Annotated in this window: 17 protein-coding genes; 9 read left to right on the plus strand and 8 right to left on the minus strand. The window is 68.2% G+C overall.

Features of this window, described 5'->3' with window-relative positions:
* The first annotated feature begins 5 nt into the window (after positions 1 to 5).
* Positions 6 to 407, plus strand: a complete 402-nt coding sequence (locus DFR49_RS13630) for a flagellar export chaperone FliS (RefSeq protein WP_119036172.1) — start codon at positions 6 to 8, stop codon at positions 405 to 407.
* Between the two features lie 121 nt (positions 408 to 528).
* On the opposite strand, the gene DFR49_RS13635 is transcribed toward DFR49_RS13630, so the two are convergent.
* On the minus strand, positions 529 to 2,091 hold the full coding sequence (locus DFR49_RS13635) for a phytoene desaturase family protein (RefSeq protein WP_119036173.1): 1,563 nt from the start codon (positions 2,089 to 2,091) through the stop codon (positions 529 to 531).
* Positions 2,092 to 2,323: 232 nt separating this feature from the next.
* Here DFR49_RS13635 and DFR49_RS13640 point away from each other — a divergent pair, with 232 nt between their 5' ends.
* Positions 2,324 to 2,908, plus strand: a complete 585-nt coding sequence (locus tag DFR49_RS13640) for a response regulator (protein ID WP_245968493.1) — start codon at positions 2,324 to 2,326, stop codon at positions 2,906 to 2,908.
* A 21-nt stretch (positions 2,909 to 2,929) separates the two neighbouring features.
* Here DFR49_RS13640 and DFR49_RS13645 read toward each other — a convergent pair whose 3' ends face one another.
* From DFR49_RS13645 to argH, 5 genes are read right to left on the minus strand one after another with little or no spacing between them, the layout of a single operon-like run.
* Entirely contained in the window at positions 2,930 to 3,883 is a 954-nt protein-coding gene (locus DFR49_RS13645; RefSeq protein ID WP_119036174.1) for a CorA family divalent cation transporter, read from the minus strand.
* Positions 3,880 to 4,662 (minus strand): precorrin-2 dehydrogenase/sirohydrochlorin ferrochelatase family protein, encoded by a 783-nt coding sequence (locus DFR49_RS13650; RefSeq protein ID WP_119036175.1) that lies wholly within the window; start codon positions 4,660 to 4,662, stop codon positions 3,880 to 3,882. The genes DFR49_RS13645 and DFR49_RS13650 overlap by 4 nt, the downstream gene beginning before the upstream one ends.
* Complete coding sequence (gene lysA / locus DFR49_RS13655; protein ID WP_119036176.1) at positions 4,659 to 5,921, minus strand: diaminopimelate decarboxylase; 1,263 nt, start codon at positions 5,919 to 5,921, stop codon at positions 4,659 to 4,661. Before lysA ends, DFR49_RS13650 begins: the two co-directional genes overlap by 4 nt.
* Positions 5,921 to 6,157, minus strand: coding sequence for a hypothetical protein (locus DFR49_RS13660; RefSeq protein WP_119036177.1), 237 nt, complete (start codon positions 6,155 to 6,157; stop codon positions 5,921 to 5,923). The genes lysA and DFR49_RS13660 overlap by 1 nt, the downstream gene beginning before the upstream one ends.
* On the minus strand, positions 6,154 to 7,536 hold the full coding sequence (argH, locus tag DFR49_RS13665) for an argininosuccinate lyase (RefSeq protein ID WP_119036178.1): 1,383 nt from the start codon (positions 7,534 to 7,536) through the stop codon (positions 6,154 to 6,156). The genes DFR49_RS13660 and argH overlap by 4 nt, the downstream gene beginning before the upstream one ends.
* A 10-nt stretch (positions 7,537 to 7,546) precedes the next feature.
* Here argH and DFR49_RS13670 point away from each other — a divergent pair, with 10 nt between their 5' ends.
* Entirely contained in the window at positions 7,547 to 8,170 is a 624-nt protein-coding gene (locus DFR49_RS13670; protein WP_245968569.1) for a TlpA family protein disulfide reductase, read from the plus strand.
* A 44-nt stretch (positions 8,171 to 8,214) separates the two neighbouring features.
* Positions 8,215 to 8,640, plus strand: a complete 426-nt coding sequence (locus DFR49_RS21725) for a hypothetical protein (protein WP_147373697.1) — start codon at positions 8,215 to 8,217, stop codon at positions 8,638 to 8,640.
* A 55-nt stretch (positions 8,641 to 8,695) separates the two neighbouring features.
* On the opposite strand, the gene DFR49_RS13680 is transcribed toward DFR49_RS21725, so the two are convergent.
* Entirely contained in the window at positions 8,696 to 10,030 is a 1,335-nt protein-coding gene (locus DFR49_RS13680) for a sensor histidine kinase (RefSeq protein ID WP_119036181.1), read from the minus strand.
* Positions 10,020 to 11,414 (minus strand): sigma-54-dependent transcriptional regulator, encoded by a 1,395-nt coding sequence (locus tag DFR49_RS13685; protein WP_119036182.1) that lies wholly within the window; start codon positions 11,412 to 11,414, stop codon positions 10,020 to 10,022. Before DFR49_RS13685 ends, DFR49_RS13680 begins: the two co-directional genes overlap by 11 nt.
* Before the next feature lie 156 nt (positions 11,415 to 11,570).
* Between DFR49_RS13685 and DFR49_RS22390 the strand changes: the two genes are divergently transcribed.
* The 5 genes from DFR49_RS22390 to DFR49_RS13705 all read left to right on the plus strand — a co-directional run bounded on the left by DFR49_RS22390 (position 11,571) and on the right by DFR49_RS13705 (position 18,133).
* Entirely contained in the window at positions 11,571 to 11,702 is a 132-nt protein-coding gene (locus DFR49_RS22390; protein ID WP_281271771.1) for a hypothetical protein, read from the plus strand.
* Positions 11,703 to 11,772: 70 nt separating this feature from the next.
* Complete coding sequence (locus tag DFR49_RS13690; RefSeq protein ID WP_245968495.1) at positions 11,773 to 13,146, plus strand: efflux RND transporter periplasmic adaptor subunit; 1,374 nt, start codon at positions 11,773 to 11,775, stop codon at positions 13,144 to 13,146.
* Between the two features lie 13 nt (positions 13,147 to 13,159).
* On the plus strand, positions 13,160 to 13,840 hold the full coding sequence (locus tag DFR49_RS13695; RefSeq protein WP_119036184.1) for an ABC transporter ATP-binding protein: 681 nt from the start codon (positions 13,160 to 13,162) through the stop codon (positions 13,838 to 13,840).
* A gap of 22 nt (positions 13,841 to 13,862) precedes the next feature.
* Entirely contained in the window at positions 13,863 to 16,370 is a 2,508-nt protein-coding gene (locus tag DFR49_RS13700) for an ABC transporter permease (RefSeq protein WP_119036185.1), read from the plus strand.
* 83 nt (positions 16,371 to 16,453) lie between these two features.
* Positions 16,454 to 18,133, plus strand: a complete 1,680-nt coding sequence (locus tag DFR49_RS13705; RefSeq protein WP_119036186.1) for an ATP-binding protein — start codon at positions 16,454 to 16,456, stop codon at positions 18,131 to 18,133.
* Positions 18,134 to 18,202: the final 69 nt, after the last annotated feature.

Consider the following 18,202-nt stretch of genomic DNA (forward strand, 5'->3'; position numbering starts at 1 on the left):
CGCGCATGGGGGCGTATGCGAGCAGGATCGGGCGCGACCCCGAGGCGACCTATCGTCAGATCGACGCCGCCGGCCGCACGGGCGAGGCCGATCCGCACGCGTTGGTGCAAGTGCTCTACGAGGAACTCGTGCGCGCGCTGCGGGTTACCGCCTGGGCGGCCGAACACCGCCAGTTGCGCGTGCGCAGCGAAAAGGCGACGCGATCGATCGCGATCCTGTTCGCGCTCGAATCGGGGCTCGATTTCGAACGCGGCGGCGAGGTCTCGAAAACGCTTGCGCGGCTCTATCAGGGCGCGCGCCAGACGGTGATCAACGCCAGCCTCGGCCACGATCCCGCGCCGTTTGTCGAGGTCGCCGACAATATCGAGGAAATCGCCGAAGCCTGGCGGCAGGTACGCGGGGGGTGAGGCGTTCAGCCCTTTTCCGTTCGTGCTGAGCTTGTCGAAGCACCGTTTTTCCTATTCGGCGGCAGAAGGAAGCGGAACGGCCCTTCGACAAGCTCAGGGCGAACGGAAAATTTAATTCCGCCTACCGCCCTCGCAGTATCGTGCGTGCGGCGTTGCGGCCCGGGCGACCGCTCACCCCGCCGCCGGGGTGCGCGCCCGATCCGCACAGCCACAGCCCCGCCAGCGGCATGCGATAACCCGCCATCCCCAGCATCGGCCGCGCGCTCCACAATTGGTCGAGCGACATCCGGCCGTGGAAGATGTCGCCGCCGACCAGCCCGAAGCGCGCTTCGAGATCGTCGGGCGCCAGCGCGAGGTGGCCGATCACCGATTGCCGGAAGCCCGGCGCGGCGGCCTCCACCGTATCGAAGATCGTCGCCACCGCGGCATCGCGATGCATGTCCCAGCCCCCGGTGATCGCGGGGTCGAAATGCTGGCAGAACAGGCTCGCGACATGCTGGCCGGGTGGCGCAAGGCTGTCGTCGACGAGGCTCGGGATCAGCATCTCGACGATCGGGCGGCGCGACCAGCCGTGCGCGCGCGCGTCGGTGAAGGCGCGATCCATGTAATCGAGGCTGGGCGCGAGGATGATCCCGCTTTTGAGGTGGTCGCCCGGCTCGGACAGCACCGCGAAACGCGGCAGTGCCGAGAGCGCGACGTTGATCCGGAACGTCCCCGATCCGTTGGCGTGCCGCGCCATTCGCGCGCGCAGCCCGGCGTCGAGCGTATCGGGCGGCACCATGTAGAGCAGCAGCGCCTTGGGGTGGACGTTCGAGACGATGATCCGCGCCCCGATCCGGCTGCCGTCGGCCAGTTCGACTCCGTCGGCGCGCTTGCCCGTCGCCAGCACGCGCGCGACCGGTGCGTCGGTGCGGATCGTGACGCCGGCGCCCTCGCACGCGCGCGCCATCGCCTGCGTCACCGCGCCCATCCCGCCGATCGCATGGCCCCATTGCCCGGCCTTGCCGTTCACCTCGCCGAACACATGGTGGAGCAGCACATAGGCGCTGCCGGGCGTGTCGGGGCTGGCATAATTGCCGACCACCGCGTCGAAACCCAACACGGCCTTGATCGGGTCGCTTTCGAAGAACCCGTCGAGCACCTCGCGCGCCGAACGCGTGAACAGATCGAGCGCGTCGCGCTTGGCCTCGATCGGCAGCCGCAGCAGCCGCCACGCCTGATTGATCGCGCGCGCGACGTCGCCCGGCCCCCCGCCGACATCGGGCGGCGCGCGATCGGCGAGCATCCGCAGCACGCGCGCGACCGCGTCGAGCCGCCGCTCATAATCGGGCAGTGCCGCGGCGTCGCCTTCCGAAAAGCGCGCGATCGCCGCGCGGCTCTGGTCACCGCCCATCAGCAGGTAGCGGCCGTCGTCGGTGGGCAGGAAATTCGCATAAGGCCGCTCGACGATGCTGAGGCCATGCGCATGGAGGTTCATGTCTGCAATGATGCGCGGATCGAGCAGCCCCAAAGTATAGCTCGCGGTCGAATTACGGAATCCGGGCACGAATTCCTCGGTCACCGCCGCGCCGCCCACTACGCCACGCCGTTCGAGCACGAGCACGCGCTTGCCGCCGCGCGCCAGATACCACGCGCACACCAGCCCGTTATGCCCGCCGCCGATCACGATCGCGTCGACATCCATACGCGCGATCCTGCCACCGACATTGCCCGACTCGCAAGCGCCGGGCACAGACACGCTTGTGTCTCCCACACCGCGAGGCACCTCCCCGGCGAAGGCCGGGGTCCAGCATCGGACCGGTCGTAACTGGACCCCGACCTTCGTCGGGGAGAGGCTTCCGCCGATATGGTTGCGCGCCGGTTTACCGAATCGTGACGATCGCGCGGCATAGTCGCGCACCTGGGGAAGGGGCTGGATGGATCGATTCGACGATATCGACGCACCGCGCATGCGCCAACGGCCGGTTCGCACCGTGCTGGCGGTCGACGACAGCCGCGCGACGCTGGAGATGCTCGGCGAGCAATTGTCGCGGCGCGGCTTCCTCGTCGTGCAATGCGGCGACGGCGGCGAAGCACTCGATCTGCTCGCGGCGCGCGGGGTCGATCTCGTCCTGCTCGATATGGTGATGCCGGGGCTGACCGGGCTTCACGTCCTCGCCGAAATTCGCGCCAGCCGCGAAACCGCGGATTTGCCGGTGATCATGCTGACCGGCCATAACGACGCCGCCGCGGCGGTCGAGGCGCTGGCGACGGGCGCCGACGATCTCCTCGCCAAGCCGGTCGCGGTCGATCTGCTCGCCGCGCGGATCGAGCGCACGATCGATCGCGCCCAGCGCATCGCCGAACTCAAGCGCTCGAACGCGATGCTCGACGCCCGCATCGCGACGCGCGCGATCGAGCTGGGCGAAGCGCGTACCGAGCTTGCCGAACGCCGCGAGGAATGCCGCCGGCTTACCCAATCGGTCGCCGCGCTCAATGCACGGCTCTCGGTGAGTATTTGATCCACTTGCGTGCAACCAGAGTCACCTCCGAAACCAGTGCCGTTGCAGGAAATAGATGATCACGCCTGCGGCGATCGCGGCGCATATGCCGAAGATCGCGTCGAACGCCCAGGGCTCCTTGGCATAAGGCAAGTTTTCGACGTTCATCCCGTAGAGCCCGGTGATGAAGGTGACGGGCAGGAACACCAGCGCGACGATCGAGATCAGCAGCGATCGGCTGTCGATCTGTTCGGCGCGCAGATCGGTGAGCGCCTCGTGCATCAGCGCGGCGCGTTCGCGGATGCTGTCGAGTTCCTCGGCCATCCGCGCGGCGCGATCGGCAGCGGCGGCGAGGTGGAGCCGATCGTCGTCATGGAGCCAGTCGACCGGTAGCGCGGCCAGCTTTTCCAGCGCGGCGCGCTGCGGCGACAGGAACCGGCGATAGCGGATCGCCTCGACGCGCACATGCGTCACCGTGCGGCGCAGCTCGAACACCTGGTCGGCGTCGAGATCGGCTTCGCAATCATCGAGTTCGTCGCCCAGGTCGGCGACCTCGGGATCGAGTTCTTCGGTGATCGTCGCGGCGAATTTGGCGATCAGATCGCCGGGATCGCCGATCTCGCCCGCGTCGATCGCGTCGACGACCGCGTCGAGCGCGGTCAGCGGCTTGCGCATCGCCGAAAACACGCGCGGCCCCGACGCCCAGATACGGACCGACGCCAGCGCATCGGGAAGCGCGGCCTTGTCGGCGACGTTGCCGCGCAGGTTGATGAACGCGCCCGTGCCCACCGCCTCGCAGCGCGGCCGGCTTTCGGTCGCGGTCAGCGCATCGACGATATAATCGGCGAGCCCGGCCTTCTCGCCGAGCCAGTCCTGCGCCTCGATATTGTTGGTCGAAAGATGGACCCAGACCAGATCGCCGTCGGCGGTGAGCGCGGCCTCGGGTGCGATCTTCCCGGCCGCGCCCTTGACGACGCGATAGGCGAATCCGGTCATGGCAGGGTCTCCGGCAGGTCCATTTCGAGCACCACGGTCAGCCCCGGTTGTGGCGCGGCCGGCGCGGGGCCGCAAATCCTTGCCGCATCGGCGCGTGCGCGATCGAGGATCGCGGCGGGCACGCGCGCGTGGTGATAGACGCGGTCGGCCTGCCCCAGCCACCGCACCTCGCGCAGCGTCAGATCGTCGGGATCGGCCGAGCGCAGGCGGATCGTTTCGCGGCGCGCAAGGATCGCGGCATCGGCGTCGAGCCACCGCGGCACGGCGTTCCCGTCCGCCGCCATCGGATCGAGCGCCCCGCCTTCGGCCAGCGCCGCGCCCAACGCGCGCCGTCGCGCGCCGTCATCGGGATAGCGGGTGCGCAACGCCTCGCGCGCGGCGAACAGCGCGCGCGCGAGCCCGCCCAGCGCGGTGGGCAGCATCGCTTCGAGCCGCTGGCGCAGCGCTCCCGCCAGCCCCGCCGAGGCGCCGCCGGTGCCGATCGCGATCAGCACCGGATCGCGCTCGACGATCGCGGGCATGGTGATATCGCACCAATCGGGCCGGTCGACCGCATTGACCAGCACGCCGCGCGCGCGCAGCCGATCGACCGCGGCGCGCGCGTCATCCTCGTTCTCGATCGCGACGATCGCGAGGCGGGCGTCGGCATGATCCTCGACCACAATCGCCCCCGCCCGGTCGAGCAGCCGCCGCTTGGCCTCGGCCGCCGCGCCGCTGCCGAGCAGGATCACCGGCTTGCCTGCCAGCCTGACGAACAACGGCAGGCTGTGGAGGCTCACCGCGTGAGCCACTCGGGCACGCGCTCGGCGGCGAGGATCGTCTCGGCGGCGATGCGATCGGCGACCACGGCGAAGCGGTCGCCGTCGACCAGTACCTCGGGCACCAAGGCGCGGCTGTTGTACGTCGAGGCCATCGTCGCGCCATAGGCGCCCGCGGTGCGGAAGATCGCGAGATCGCCCGAGGCGACCTTGTCGATCGTGCGGCCCATCGCGAAGGTATCGCCGGTCTCGCATACCGGCCCCGCGATATTGGCGACCATCGTCTCGCCGGTCGGGTGGACTGCCGCGAAATCGTGCCAGGCGTCGTAGAGCGCGGGCCGCGCGAGGTCGTTCATCGCCGCATCGACGATGACATAGGGATGGGTGACTCCGGGCTTGACCCAGATCACGCGCGTCAGCAGCACCCCGGCATTGCCCGCGATCACGCGGCCGGGCTCGAACATCAGTTCGACGTCCCAGCCCTTGGTCGCCCTTGCGATCATCGCGCCGTATTCGGCGGGGCTCGGCATCACATCGCCCTGCTTGTAGGGCACGCCCAGCCCGCCGCCGAGATCGACCCGGCTGATCGTGTGGCCCGCCGCGCGCAGCGCGGCCACCAACTCGCCGATCCGCGCATAAGCGGCCTCGAGCGGCGCGAGATCGCCGAGCTGGCTGCCGATATGGATCGCCACACCGCGCAGATCGAGCCCGGGAAGCCTCGCCAGCCGATCGAACATCGCCGGCGCGCGGTCGATCGGCACGCCGAACTTGTTCTCCTTGCGGCCCGTGGAGATCTTGGCATGGGTGCCCGCATCGACATCGGGGTTGACGCGCAGCACGGCGTGCGCGGTCATCCCCTTTGCCGCCGCGATCTCGGCGAGGACGCGGCCTTCTTCCTCAAGTTCGAGGTTGAACTGGCCGATTCCGGCGTCGAGCCCGCGCGCCAGCTCGTCGCGGGTCTTGCCGACGCCCGAAAAGACGATCTCGCTCACGGGCATGCCAGCCGCCAACGCGCGCGCCATTTCCCCGCCCGAGACGACATCGGCGCCATAGCCCTCATCGGCAAGCAGCCGCAGCACGGCGACATTGGGATTGGCCTTGATCGCATAGGCCAGATGCACCCGCCCGAGCGGCAGCAATGCGTCGCGAAAGACGCGCGCGTGGCGGCGAAAGGTCGCGGCCGAATAGACGTAGACGGGCGAGCCCACCTCGTCGGCGATGCGCGCAAGCGGCACCTGTTCGGCGTGGAGCGCGCCGTCGATCAGCGTGAAATGGTCCATCAGTTCTCGGGCGGCAGGTCGAAGGGGTCGGGCGCGCGCTCGTGCGAATCCTTGAGGAGTTCGTCGTCGCGGCGCGGGCGGGTCTGGGGCGGCGGGGTGAGCAGTTCGCTGGCGGCGGGCCGCGCGTCCTCACCGTAGGGCGCGACGGGCAGGGGGGCGCCGTCGGCGGGCTTGAGCCCCGCCGACGAGCCGCAGCCCGTCAGCGCGATCGCGGCGATCAGGATCACCGGTTTCATCGGCCCATCTCCTCGTCACGCCGCGCGCGCGCCGCGGCGATCGCCTCGCGCACGCGCACCGGCGCGGTGCCGCCCAGGCTCGTCCGGCTCGCCACCGACGCATCGACCGACAGAACGTCGAACACGCGCGCATCGATCCGCGCGTCGATCGCAGTCAGCGTGTCGAGCGGCAGTTCGTCGAGCCGCACGCCCGCATCCTCGGCCGCCTTGACCGCGCGCCCGGTGATGTGGTGCGCCTCGCGGAACGGCACGCCGGCCTCGCGTACCAGCCAGTCGGCAAGGTCGGTCGCGGTCGCGAACCCCGATTCGGCCAGCGCGCGCATCCGATCGTTGCGAAAAGTCGCGCTCTCGACCATCCCGGTCATCGCCGCGATCGACAGCCCGAGCAGGTCGTGCGCCTCGAACACCGGCGGCTTGTCGTCCTGCATATCCTTCGAATAGGCGAGCGGCAGCCCCTTCATCGTCATCACCAGCGCGGTCATGCACCCCGCGATCCGCCCGGCATGGCCGCGCACCAGTTCGGCGGCGTCGGGATTGCGCTTCTGCGGCATGATCGACGAGCCGGTCGACCATTGGTCCGATAGCGACACGAAGCCGAACGGCTGCGACGCCCAGATGATGAATTCCTCGGCGAGCCGCGACAGATGCAGGCTCACCTGCGTCGCCGCCATCAGATAGTCGAGCGCGAAATCGCGGTCCGATACCGAATCGAGCGAATTCGCCGTCGGTCGGTCGAAACCGAGCGCGGCGGCGGTTGCCTCGCGGTCGATCGGGAAGCCCGTTCCGGCAAGCGCGGCGGCGCCCAGCGGGCATTCGTTGGCGCGCGCGCGCGCATCGGCGAAGCGGCTGCGGTCGCGCGCGATCATCGCGTGATACGCCATCAGATGGTGGCCCAGCGTCACCGGCTGCGCGCTCTGCAGGTGGGTGAAGCCGGGCATCACGCTATCGGCATGGTCTTCGGCGCGCGCGATCAGCGCGTCCTGAAGCGTGCCGAGTGCAGCCAACACCTCGTCGATCGCGGCGCGCGTCCACAATTTGAAATCGGTCGCGACCTGATCGTTGCGCGAGCGCGCGGTGTGGAGCCGCCCCGCCGCCGCGCCGATCTTTTCGGCCAGCCGCGATTCGGTGACCATATGGATGTCTTCGAGGGTGAGATCCTCGGGCACGCCCTGTGCTTCGTATTCGACCGCGATCGCGTCGAGCCCGCCGCGGATCGCCTCGGCATCCTCGGCCGATACCACGCCCTGCGCCGCCAGCATCGTGACGTGCGCCTTCGATCCGGCGATGTCCTCGCGCCACAGCCGCTTGTCGAAGGGGATCGAGGCGTTTATCTCGCGCATCACCGCGGCCGGGCCTTCGGCGAAGCGCCCGCCCCACATGGCATTGGAGGTGTCCTTGCGCGCGTTGATCCCGTTTCTCCTCGTGGCAACGCTGATGATCGGCGGCTGCGATAGGGCCAAGCCGGGCGCGGAGCAAGCAAGCGGCGCTTTGGCCGACGCCAACCAGGCTTCGCCCGACGAGGTCGCCGCGAGCCCCGACGAGGTGGCGCCCGGCGGCGCATCGGCGGTAACGCAGGGCGAGGTCGATCGCAGCCACAAGGGCGAGGCCGCGTCCGCGGTATCCTTCACCGCGCCCGACGGCAAGACGGTGACGCTCGCCGATTTCAAGGGCACGCCGGTGCTGCTCAACCTGTGGGCGACGTGGTGCGCGCCGTGCGTCGCCGAACTGCCGACGCTCGATGCGCTCGCGGTGCAGAAAGGCGCGGCGCTCCATGTGCTGACGGTCAGCCAGGATATCGAAGGCAAGGCCAAGGCGGCGCCCTTCCTCAAGCAAAAGGGCATCACCCATTTGCCCGCCTACACCGATCCCAAGCTCGAATTCAGCCTCGCCTATCAGGCCAATCTGCCCACCACGATCCTGTTCGACGCCGAAGGCCGCGAAGTCTGGCGCCTGTCGGGCGGCTTTGACTGGATGGGCAAGGAAGCCGCCGCCCTGATCGCCGAGGCGGGCTGAGCTGTCACCTCGGCGCAGGCTGGGGTCCAGTTACGAGCGGCCCGATGCTGGACCCCGGCCTTCGCCGGGGAAGTATGCAGGGTGATTTAGCGGCGACGTTCCCGAAGAGGATACGCGCCTCCGTCACCCCGGACTTGTTCCGGGGTCCATCGAGCCCAAAGCGATTCGCTACTTGGTGCATTGCTGAACCGATGTGCGTCGTGCATGTTTCGTTGATGGATATCCGCTCTATCGGTCTGATATTGTTAGGGGTCTTGCTGCTCGTCTGGCCGACCCTTGTAGCCCGACGTCTTGTCGATCGCCATGAGCGACGATTGGGTGAATTGCAGCGCGGCGAGAAGGAAGAATTTTTTGAAGAGCGTCGGTCGCTTGAAACTTACGCACCTCTTCGCAGGCTTTGGGTCTTGCGGCTTCTCGGGCTTATGAGTTTGCTTGTCGGTGCCGGAAGTTTGGTTTTTGCCCCCCATTGATGGAGACCAAAGGATTGTCGGCAACTGGGCGCCAGCCGTCGGCTCAACCCCAGCCCTAAATCACAATCTCGAACTGCGCCCCACCGCCGGCCGCGTCGGTCACCTCGATCCCGCCGCCGTGCGCCACCACGATCTGGCGCGCGAGGTTGAGCCCCACCCCGGTCCCCTTCGCGCGCGTGGTGAAGAAGGGCAGGAACACCTCCTGTCGGATCGCGAGCGGCACGCCGGGGCCGTTGTCCGCGACGATCAGCCGCCGCCCGCCGCCCTCGATCGTCGTGATCGACAGTCGTAGCTTGGGCGCATCGCTGTGCTGGCGCGCGGCCTCGGCGCCGTTGCGTAGGAGATTGATCAGCACTTGCGCGAGCAGATCGGGGTCGGCGTCGAGCGCGAGACCGTCGGGCGCGATCTCGATACTTATCGGCACATCGGGCCAGTCGGCGGCGAGCAGGCGCTGGAGTTCGGCGGCCCAGGGCTCGGCGGCGAACACCTTGCGGGCGATCACCGGCGGCCGCGCGACCGCGCGATAGCTTTCGATGAAATGTCCGAGGCCGCGCGTGCGCCGCATCAGCGTGCCGACCGCCATGCGCGCATCGGCGACGCGCGGATCGGCCTCGAGCGTGGGCGCATCGAGCAGGTCGCTGGCGGTCTCGGCGAGCGAGGTGATCGGCGTCAGCGAATTGAGGATTTCGTGGGTCAGCACGCGCACGAGGTCGCTTTGCGCGGCCATTTCGATGCTGTCGAACGCGCCCTGCACCGGCTGGACGGTGACGACGCGGGTCTGGCCGTCGAGCCGCGTCAGCTCGGCCGACCGTACGATCGCGCGCTCGGCACGCCCGCCGAAGGTGAGCAGCAATGTCTCCTCGCCGCCGCGGCTCTCGCCCGCCAGCCGTTTGGCGAAGGTCGCGCCGTAGATCGCGTAGTCCTCGGCCCGCGCGCCCGAAAGATGCGCGCCGAACAGCCGCCGCGCGAGCTTGTTGCCCGGCGTCACCGCGCCGCGCGCGTCGATCGTCAGTACCGCGATCGGCATGTCGTCGACCAACGCCTGCTGGAACCGCTCAGCCCTGGCGGCGCTGTCGCGCTCGGTGCGCGCCCGCGCGATCGCCGCGTCGAACGCCGCGCCCAAAGCATCGAACCCGGCACCGCCACCCGCGGCGAAGCGCACGCTGGTGTCGCCCGCGTTCAGCGCCTCGACAAAGCGCGTCAGCATCATGTTGGTGCGCGTGACGTGCCCCCAGAGCAAGGCGACCGCGCCGATGACGAGCAGCCCGGCAAGCACCCGCGCCGCCGCCAGCCCCGGCGTCAGGCATGCCGCGATCAGCAGCGCGATCGCGGTCGCGAGCAATGCGATCCGCAACGCGAGGCCGATCAGGAAGCGGCGGTCAGAGGCCATGTTTCTCCATGCGCCGATAGAGCGCGCCGCGCGAGAGCCCCAGTTCGGCGGCGGCGAGCGAGATGTTGTAGCCGTGCTTCTTGAGCGCCTCCTCGACCAGCCGCCGCTCGGCGCGGTCGAGGTTGAGATCCTGGCGCGACGACGGCGCGACTACCGCCTCCGGGCGCAGCCGTGACGCGGTGGCACCGATCGGGAAGTCGTGCGGCTGGAGCGGCTGGCCGCCCGACAGGATCACCGCGCGTTCGACGGCATGGCGCAGCGCGCGGACATTGCCCGGCCAGTCGTGATGCCTGAGCGCGGTCATCGCCTCGGGGGTGATCGCGGGCACCGGCTGGCCGTAGCGTCTGGCGTAGAGAATCAGGAAATGTTCGAGCAATTCGGGCACGTCCTCGCGGCGGTCGCGCAAAGGCGGCAGGTCGATCTCGACGGTGTTGAGCCGGAACAGCAGGTCTTGGCGGAAATAGCGGTCGTCGGTGAGCATCGCGGGCGCCATGTTGGTCGCGGCGATCACCCGGATATCGACCGGCACCGGCGTGTTGGCACCCACCGGCGTCACCTTGCGCTGTTCGAGCACCGACAGCAATTTGGGCTGGAGATGGAGCGGCAGGTTGCCGATTTCGTCGAGGAAAAGCGTCCCCCCGTTGGCCGCCTGGATGCGCCCCACGCGATCGCTCTTGGCGTCGGTGAAGGCGCCCTTCACATGGCCGAACAGTTCCGAATCGATCAGATCCTCGGTGATCGCGCCCAGATCGACCGTCAGCATCGGCGCGTCGGCGCGGTGCGACGCGCCGTGGAGCGCGCGTGCGACCAGTTCCTTGCCGGTGCCGTTCTCGCCGAGGATCAGGACGTTGGCGTCGGTCGGCCCCGCGCGCGCGATCAGCGACTGGACGCGCGCCATCGCGGGCGAGCGCCCGAGCAGCAGCGTGCTCCCCGGCGTGCCGCCACTCGCGAGCGGATGCTGGCGCTCGGGGGGCGCGTCGCGGCGCGACCGGCGCAGCGTCGCGGCGGTGCGCACGCTGGTGAGGAGTTTCTCGTTCGACCACGGCTTGGAGACGAAATCGGTCGCGCCGCGCTTCATCGCCGCGACCGCGACCTGAAGCCCCGCATGCGCGGTGATCATCACCACCGCCATGTCGGGATCGTAGGCGAGCAACCGGCCGAGCCACGCCAGCCCCTCGGCGGCGTCGGTCGCGCCGCGCGCGAAATTGGCGTCGAGCAGGACGACATCGGGCAGCCGCCCGCCGAGCATGTCGAGCGCGGCCTGCGGATTGGGCGCGGTCAACACCTCGGCGAACATCCGGCGCAGCAGCAGCGTCGCGGCGGTCAGGATGTCCTCGTCGTCGTCGATGACCACGGCGAGGTCGAATTCGGGTTTGTCGCTCATCTTGTCCGCTCTCGTACAGGGGCTGCCCGTTTCCGGACAATCAAGTTGTGTGCCAGCCGGGGCTATGACGTGGCCGATGGCGGAAAACCGCGGGAAATGGGTTTGGCACGCCTGCTGCAACGTTCGGCACGTAACGCCAGATATTCGGAGGACGTCATGCATATCATCGCTTTCCGCCGCATCCTGAGCCTCGTCGGCGCGGTCGCCGCGACCTTGTGCCTCACGCTCGCATCGGCGCCGCCGGTGCTTCCCGGCGTGCCCTCGGCCGTCGTCCGGTCGAACGCCTGAGCATCGGAATCGCGATCATGTCCGATCGTGGACAGATGTGTCCGATAACGGACACTGCCGGCAGCGGCCGGTGACCGCGATTCCGCGCCTGTGCGCCGATCGCCGGGCTGGCACGCCGCTTGCGTCTGACAGGCGCATGAGCGTGGTGCCGATCGAAAAGGAAGATGTCGTGCCGCCGGCGAGCGGCAGCGGCATGGATCGCGTGGTCGCGAAAAAAGGGCTCCCGACCAGGCTGAAGATCGCGGCGGGCGCCGTTGTGGTGGTGGTGCTCGCCGCGATCTTCTATTGGCTGGCGCCGCGCGCGGGGACGCAGAATGTCGCGGCCGATCACGTCACCATTTCGCCTGTCGCCAAGGGCACGTTCGACGATTTCATCCCGCTGCGCGCGCGCGTGACGCCGCTCGTCACGGTCTATCTCGACGCGGTCGAGGGCGGGCGGGTCGAGGAGGTGCTGGTCGAGGATGGCACCAGCGTCACCAAGGGTCAGATGCTCGCGGTGCTCTCCAACCCCGATCTCGCGCTCAACCTGCTCGCCCGCCAGACCGAGGTGACGCAACAGATCAACAACATGCGCAGCCAGGAACTCGCGCTCGAACAGACCCGGCTCGCCAATACGCGCGCGGTGCTCGAGGCGCAGCTCGAAACCGCCAAGGCGCGCCGCCAGTACGAGCGCGAGCAGCCGCTTGCCGCCAAGGGCTTCGTCGCGGGCAAGCAGTTCGCCGACACGACCGATCAATATGCGTACGAGCGCAAGCGGCTCGCGGCGGTGAAGAACAGCCAGGCGACCGACGAGCGGCTCCAGGCGAGTCAGCTCGCGCAACAGAGCGCGGCGGCGCAATCGCTCGAATCGGGGCTGGAGATCGCGCGCCGCAACCTCGATGCGCTCAACCTGCGCGCGCCGGTGACGGGGCAGCTTTCGGGCTTCTCGATCCAGGTCGGCCAGTCGCTGCAACAGGGCGAACGCATCGGGCAGGTCGATTCGCCGGGGCGCAACAAGCTGATCGCCGGAGTCGACGAATTCTATCTCGGGCGGGTCGCGGTCGGGCAGAAGGCGACCGTCGATTGGGGCGGCAAAAGCTATCCGACGCGCGTCACCAAAATCTATCCGCAGGTCCAGAACGGCCAGTTTCAGGTCGATCTGCAATTCCTCGGCGACGAGCCCGGCGATCTCCAGCGCGGCCAGACGCTCCAGGCGAAGCTGACGCTCGGCGATCCCACGCCCGCGCTGCTGATCCCCAACGGCGCCTTCTACAACGAAACCGGCGGCAATTGGGTGTTCGTGGTCGCCCCCGACGGCACCAGCGCGGTGCGTCGCCCGGTGCGGCTGGGGCGCCGTAATTCCGAATCGATCGAGGTGCTCGACGGGTTGGAGCCGGGCGAGCGCGTGATCACCTCACCCTACACCGGCTTCGCCGACAAGAACCGCCTCGATCTCGACGACTGAAAGGACGAACACGATGCTGAGCATGCGCGCGCTATCGCGGGTTTACCGCGCCGATACGGTCGAGACCACCGCGCTCGACGCGATCGATCTCGACATCGCCGAGGGCGAATTCGTCGCGATCATGGGGCCATCGGGGTGCGGCAAATCGACGCTGCTCAATCTGATGGGGATGCTCGACAGCCCGTCGAGCGGTTCGTACATTTTCGACGGCAAGGAAGTCGCTGGATTGCCCGAGAGCAAGCTTGCCGAAGTGCGCAAGGCCTCGATCGGTTTCATCTTTCAGAGCTTCAACCTCGTCGACGAATTGACGGTGCGCGAGAATGTCGAGCTGGCCTTGCTCTATCACGACGTCTCGGCGAGCGAGCGCCGCCGGCGCGCCGATGTCGTGATGGATCGCGTCGGCATCGCGCATCGCGCGCGCCACCGTCCGAGCCAGCTTTCGGGCGGCCAGCAGCAGCGCGTCGCGGTCGCGCGTGCGCTCGTCGCCAGCCCGCGGCTGATCCTCGCCGATGAGCCGACCGGCAACCTCGATACCGCGCATGGCGAGGAAGTGATGCGGATGCTTCAGACGCTGAACGCCGAAGGCTCGACGATCGTGATGGTCACCCACTCGCCCGCGCACGCCGATTATGCCGGCCGCGTCGTCCAGATGCTCGACGGCCGAATCCTCCAGCAACACCGCCGCGCGGCCTGAGACGAGAGGAGGGGTCGGTCCGATGTGGCGCAACTATCTCACGGTCGCCTTGCGCGCGCTTGCCAAGAACCGCGCGTATACGATCATCAACATCGCCGGGCTGTCGCTGGGGATCGCGGCGTGCCTGCTGATCCTGTCCTATGTGCGCTACGAATTCAGCTACGACGAGTGGCTGCCCGATTCGGACAATGTCTTCCAGCTTCAGGATTTCTACCACGCCACCGACGAAGGCGGCGAGGAGATGAAGCTCCAGCAGACCAGCTATGTCACCGGCCAGCGGCTCAAGAAGGATTTTCCGCAGGTCGAAAACGCGGTCTATTTCACCAGCCAGGCGATCGTCGTGCTTCAGAACGGCCAGCCGAGCACGGTGCCCGGTGCGCTGTTCGTCGACGGCAATCTGTTCGACGTGCTCCATGTGCCGTTCGTGCGCGGCGATCCCGCCCATGCGCTCGACGACCCGCATTCGCTGGTGCTCGGCGAGAAGGCGGCGGCGAAATATTTCGGCAGCGACGATCCGATCGGCAAGACGCTGACGCTCGCCAGCCGCGATCTCAAGGAGGATTATCGCGTCACCGGCGTGTTCCGCGACCTGCCCAAAAACTCGTCGCTCGGCTTCGGCATGGTCGCGCGTTTCGATCCCGCGTCATACTGGCAGGCGACCCCCGGCGCGCTGACGAGCTGGAGCTGGCAGGAGGGCGGCTATTGGCTGCGGCTCAAATCGTCCGCCGACGCCGCCGCGATCGAAGCGCAGCTTCCGGCGTGGGAAAAGCGCAACATCCCCGACGAGAATGATGGGGTACGGATCAGCAATCCGGGCGAGTTCCAGGACTGGAAACTCGTCAACATCCGCGACGTCCATCTCGGTGCGGCGCAGGGCGGCGCGCAGACGCCGGGCAACGACAAGACGTCGATCGTCACCTTCGCGGTGATCGCGATGCTCATCCTCGGCATGGCGTGCGTCAACTTCACCAACCTCGCCACCGCCCGCGCCACGCAGCGCGCGCGCGAGGTCGCGCTGCGCAAGGTGCTGGGGGCCACGCGCCAGCAGCTCATCACGCAGTTCCTCGGCGAATCGATCCTCGTCGCGGCGGCGGCGATGCTCGTCGCGCTCGCGCTGGTCGAGCTGACGCTGCCCGCGCTCAACGGCTTCCTCGATGCCCAGATCGCGGTGCGCTATGTCGCTGCCGACGGGCTGATCCTGCCGGTGATCGCGCTGACGCTGATCGTCGGGATCGCCGGCGGGCTCTATCCCGCGCTCGTGCTGTCGCGGTTCGAGCCCGCGCGCGTGCTCAAGGCGAACCGCTCGGCCGCCGGCGCGGAAGGATCGGGGCGGTTGCGGGGTATGCTCGTCGTCGCGCAATTCGCGGTGTCGATCGGGCTGATCATCTGCACCGCGATCGTCTATGCGCAGACCAGCTATGCGCGCAACGTCGATGCCGGCTACAAGCGCGACGGGCTGCTCCAGCTCGACGGGATCGGCCGCCCGCAGGCCGAACAGGTTGCCGACGCGCTGATGCAACAGGTGCGCCGCATTCCCGGTGTGGTCGCGGTCGGCCGTACCAACATCGCGGTGGCGAACGGCCACAATTCGGTGACCGACGTGCAGGTGCCGGGCAGCCCGAACCATGTCGCACTGGGCGTCTACGGCACCGATCAGGGATTTTTCGACGCGATGGGGATCAGGCTGCTCGCGGGGCGCACGCTTTCCGACGCGCGGCCGATGGATGACGCCACCACGCCGTCCCCCGCCCTGCCCGAGGCGCAGCAGGCGCTTGCCGCGCGCGGGGTGAACATCCTCGTCAGCCGCGAGGCGGCGCGGCGGCTAGGCTTCGCGCGCCCGCAGGACGCGATCGGCAAGCAGATCAAGACCCCGATCGTCGACAGCGAATATGGCCTGGTGCCGTCGACGATCGTTGGCGTGGTCGACGATGTTCGCTACCGCTCGGTGCGCGATCCGCTCCAGCCGATCTTCTATCTCTACGACACCGGCATCGTCTCGCAGCTCATGATCCGTTTCCAGGGGCGCAGCCCCAGCGCGGTCTACGATCAGGTCGAGACGGTGTGGCAGCGGCTGGTGCCCGACATTCCCTTCCAGGCGCGCTTCGTCGACGACATCGTCAACGATCTCTACAACCGCGACGAGCGCCGCGCGCAGCTTTTCGGGGCGTTCGCGGTGCTCGCGGTGGTGATCGGCTGCCTCGGGCTGTTCGGGCTCGCCGCCTTCACCGCCGAGCGCCGCACGAAGGAGATCGGCATCCGCAAGGTGCTGGGTGCGCGGACGCGGGATATCGTGCGGCTCTTGGTGTGGCAGTTCAGCCGGCCGGTGCTGATCGCCAATGTGATCGCATGGCCGGTCGCGTGGTGGGCCATGCGTTCGTGGCTCAACGGTTTCGAGGTGCGGATGCCGCTCGGGCCGGTGCCCTTCGTCGCGGCGGGCGTGCTCGCGCTCGTGATCGCGATTCTGACGATCGGCACGCACGCCTGGCGCGTCGCGCGGACCAATCCGGTCAAGGCGCTGCGCTACGAATGATCGCGCGCCGGCACATGCGGAAAACACTATCTTTACCTTCCGCAGGCATGGTTGCCGCCGTTTGACCATCGGGGACGTGGTTGATGGCGGAAATTTTGGGCGCGCAGGATCTGACGGGTGTCGACCCGGAATCGACCGGCGCGCCGGCCACGCCGGTGGGATTCAGCCCGCGCGGCATCGGCGCGGTCGCCGAGATCGGCGGCAGCGGCAGCCAGATCGTGCTCGATGCGGCAGCGCTCGATACGATCGCGCAGAGCAGCGATCCGGCGATCGCGGCGGCGGGGCAGGTCGGCAGCCAGGTCAAGGTGCGCGTCGGTGGGGTGTGGCTGATCGCCAATATCCGCGCGCTCAAGCTCGCTGCCGGATGTGACGACCGTATCGTCGCCGAGGTTGATTTCCTCGGCGAAGGCGATGAGGAAAAGCTGACCGGCAAGCTCTACAAGTTCCGCCGCGGCGTCACTCGCTATCCGCGGCCCGGGGCGCCGGTGTTTCCGGCCTCGACCGCCGATCTCAAGCAGATCTACGCCGCCGACGATCGCGCCAATATCGAGATCGGCACCGTCTATCCGACGCGCGACATCCGCGCCGCGCTCTATATCGACGCGATGCTGGGCAAGCATTTCGCGCTGCTGGGCTCGACCGGCACCGGCAAATCGACCGCCGCCGCGCTGATCCTGCACCGCATCTGCCAGCGCGCGCCGCAGGGCCATATCGTGATGGTCGATCCGCACGGCGAATATGGCGCCGCGTTCAAGACGGCGGGCGCGGTCTACGACGTCGGCAACCTCCAGATGCCCTATTGGCTGATGAATTTCGAGGAACATTGCGAAGTGTTCCTGACCAGCCACGGCGCCGATCGGCAGGTCGATGCCGATATTCTCGCCAAATGCCTGCTCGCGGCGCGCGCCAAGGGCCGGGTGGGGCAGGAGATCGCCAAGCTGACGGTCGACGCGCCGGTGCCCTATCTGCTCAGCGACCTGACCAACATCATCCAGCTCGAAATGGGCAAGATGGATCGCGCGGGCGATACCGCGCCCTATCTGCGGCTCAAGACCAAGATCGACGAGATCAAGGCCGATCCGCGCTACGGCTTCATGTTCTCCGGCATGCTCGTCGCCGATACGATGGGCGATTTCATCGGCCGCGTCTTCCGCCTGCCGGGCGACGGCAAGCCGATCTCGATCATCGACGTCTCGGGCGTGCCCTCGGAAATCACCTCGGTGGTGGTGTCGGTGCTCGCGCGGATGGTGTTCGATTTCGCGATCTGGTCACGCAACGAACCGCAGCGCCCGATCCTGCTCGTCTGCGAGGAAGCGCATCGCTACATCCCGAGCGGCGCCGATGCCGAGAAATCCTCGGTCGGCCGCATCCTCAGCCGGATCGCCAAGGAAGGCCGCAAATACGGCGTCTCGCTGGGGCTGATCACCCAGCGCCCGTCGGATCTGGCCGAGGGCGTGCTGTCGCAATGCGGCACGATCATCTCGATGCGCCTGAACAACGATCGCGACCAGGCGTTCGTTCGCGCCGCGATGCCCGAAGGCGCGCGCGGCTTCCTCGATTCGATCCCCGCGCTCAGGAATCGCGAATGCGTGATCTGCGGTGAGGGCGTCGCGATCCCGATCCGCGTCGGCTTCGACGCGCTCGAGGAGCACAAGCGGCCGGCTTCGGGCGATCCGCTGTTCTCCGAATTGTGGAGCGAGGTCGGGCAGGAAGATCAGATCATCGCCCGCACCATCCGCCGCTGGCGCGCGCAGGGGCGATAACGCAATCTCGGATACGGGCTTTCATTCACCTCCCCGGCGAAGGCCGGGTCCAGCATCGGGCCGGCCGTA

The organism is Hephaestia caeni, from assembly GCF_003550065.1.
Classification (GTDB): domain Bacteria; phylum Pseudomonadota; class Alphaproteobacteria; order Sphingomonadales; family Sphingomonadaceae; genus Sphingomonas; species Sphingomonas caeni_A.

What these genes read in the sequence shown, in the direction of transcription:
- DFR49_RS13630 (WP_119036172.1), top strand. Translation starts at nt 6, where the DNA reads ATGGGGGCGTATGCGAGCAGGATCGGGCGCGACCCCGAGGCGACCTAT.
- DFR49_RS13635 (WP_119036173.1), bottom strand. Translation starts at nt 2,091, where the DNA reads ATGGATGTCGACGCGATCGTGATCGGCGGCGGGCATAACGGGCTGGTG.
- DFR49_RS13640 (WP_245968493.1), top strand. Translation starts at nt 2,324, where the DNA reads ATGGATCGATTCGACGATATCGACGCACCGCGCATGCGCCAACGGCCG.
- DFR49_RS13645 (WP_119036174.1), bottom strand. Translation starts at nt 3,883, where the DNA reads ATGACCGGATTCGCCTATCGCGTCGTCAAGGGCGCGGCCGGGAAGATC.
- lysA (WP_119036176.1), bottom strand. Translation starts at nt 5,921, where the DNA reads ATGGACCATTTCACGCTGATCGACGGCGCGCTCCACGCCGAACAGGTG.
- DFR49_RS13660 (WP_119036177.1), bottom strand. Translation starts at nt 6,157, where the DNA reads ATGAAACCGGTGATCCTGATCGCCGCGATCGCGCTGACGGGCTGCGGC.
- argH (WP_119036178.1), bottom strand. Translation starts at nt 7,536, where the DNA reads ATGTGGGGCGGGCGCTTCGCCGAAGGCCCGGCCGCGGTGATGCGCGAG.
- DFR49_RS21725 (WP_147373697.1), top strand. Translation starts at nt 8,215, where the DNA reads ATGCTGGACCCCGGCCTTCGCCGGGGAAGTATGCAGGGTGATTTAGCG.
- DFR49_RS13680 (WP_119036181.1), bottom strand. Translation starts at nt 10,030, where the DNA reads ATGGCCTCTGACCGCCGCTTCCTGATCGGCCTCGCGTTGCGGATCGCA.
- DFR49_RS13685 (WP_119036182.1), bottom strand. Translation starts at nt 11,414, where the DNA reads ATGAGCGACAAACCCGAATTCGACCTCGCCGTGGTCATCGACGACGAC.
- DFR49_RS22390 (WP_281271771.1), top strand. Translation starts at nt 11,571, where the DNA reads ATGCATATCATCGCTTTCCGCCGCATCCTGAGCCTCGTCGGCGCGGTC.
- DFR49_RS13695 (WP_119036184.1), top strand. Translation starts at nt 13,160, where the DNA reads ATGCTGAGCATGCGCGCGCTATCGCGGGTTTACCGCGCCGATACGGTC.
- DFR49_RS13700 (WP_119036185.1), top strand. Translation starts at nt 13,863, where the DNA reads ATGTGGCGCAACTATCTCACGGTCGCCTTGCGCGCGCTTGCCAAGAAC.
- DFR49_RS13705 (WP_119036186.1), top strand. Translation starts at nt 16,454, where the DNA reads ATGGCGGAAATTTTGGGCGCGCAGGATCTGACGGGTGTCGACCCGGAA.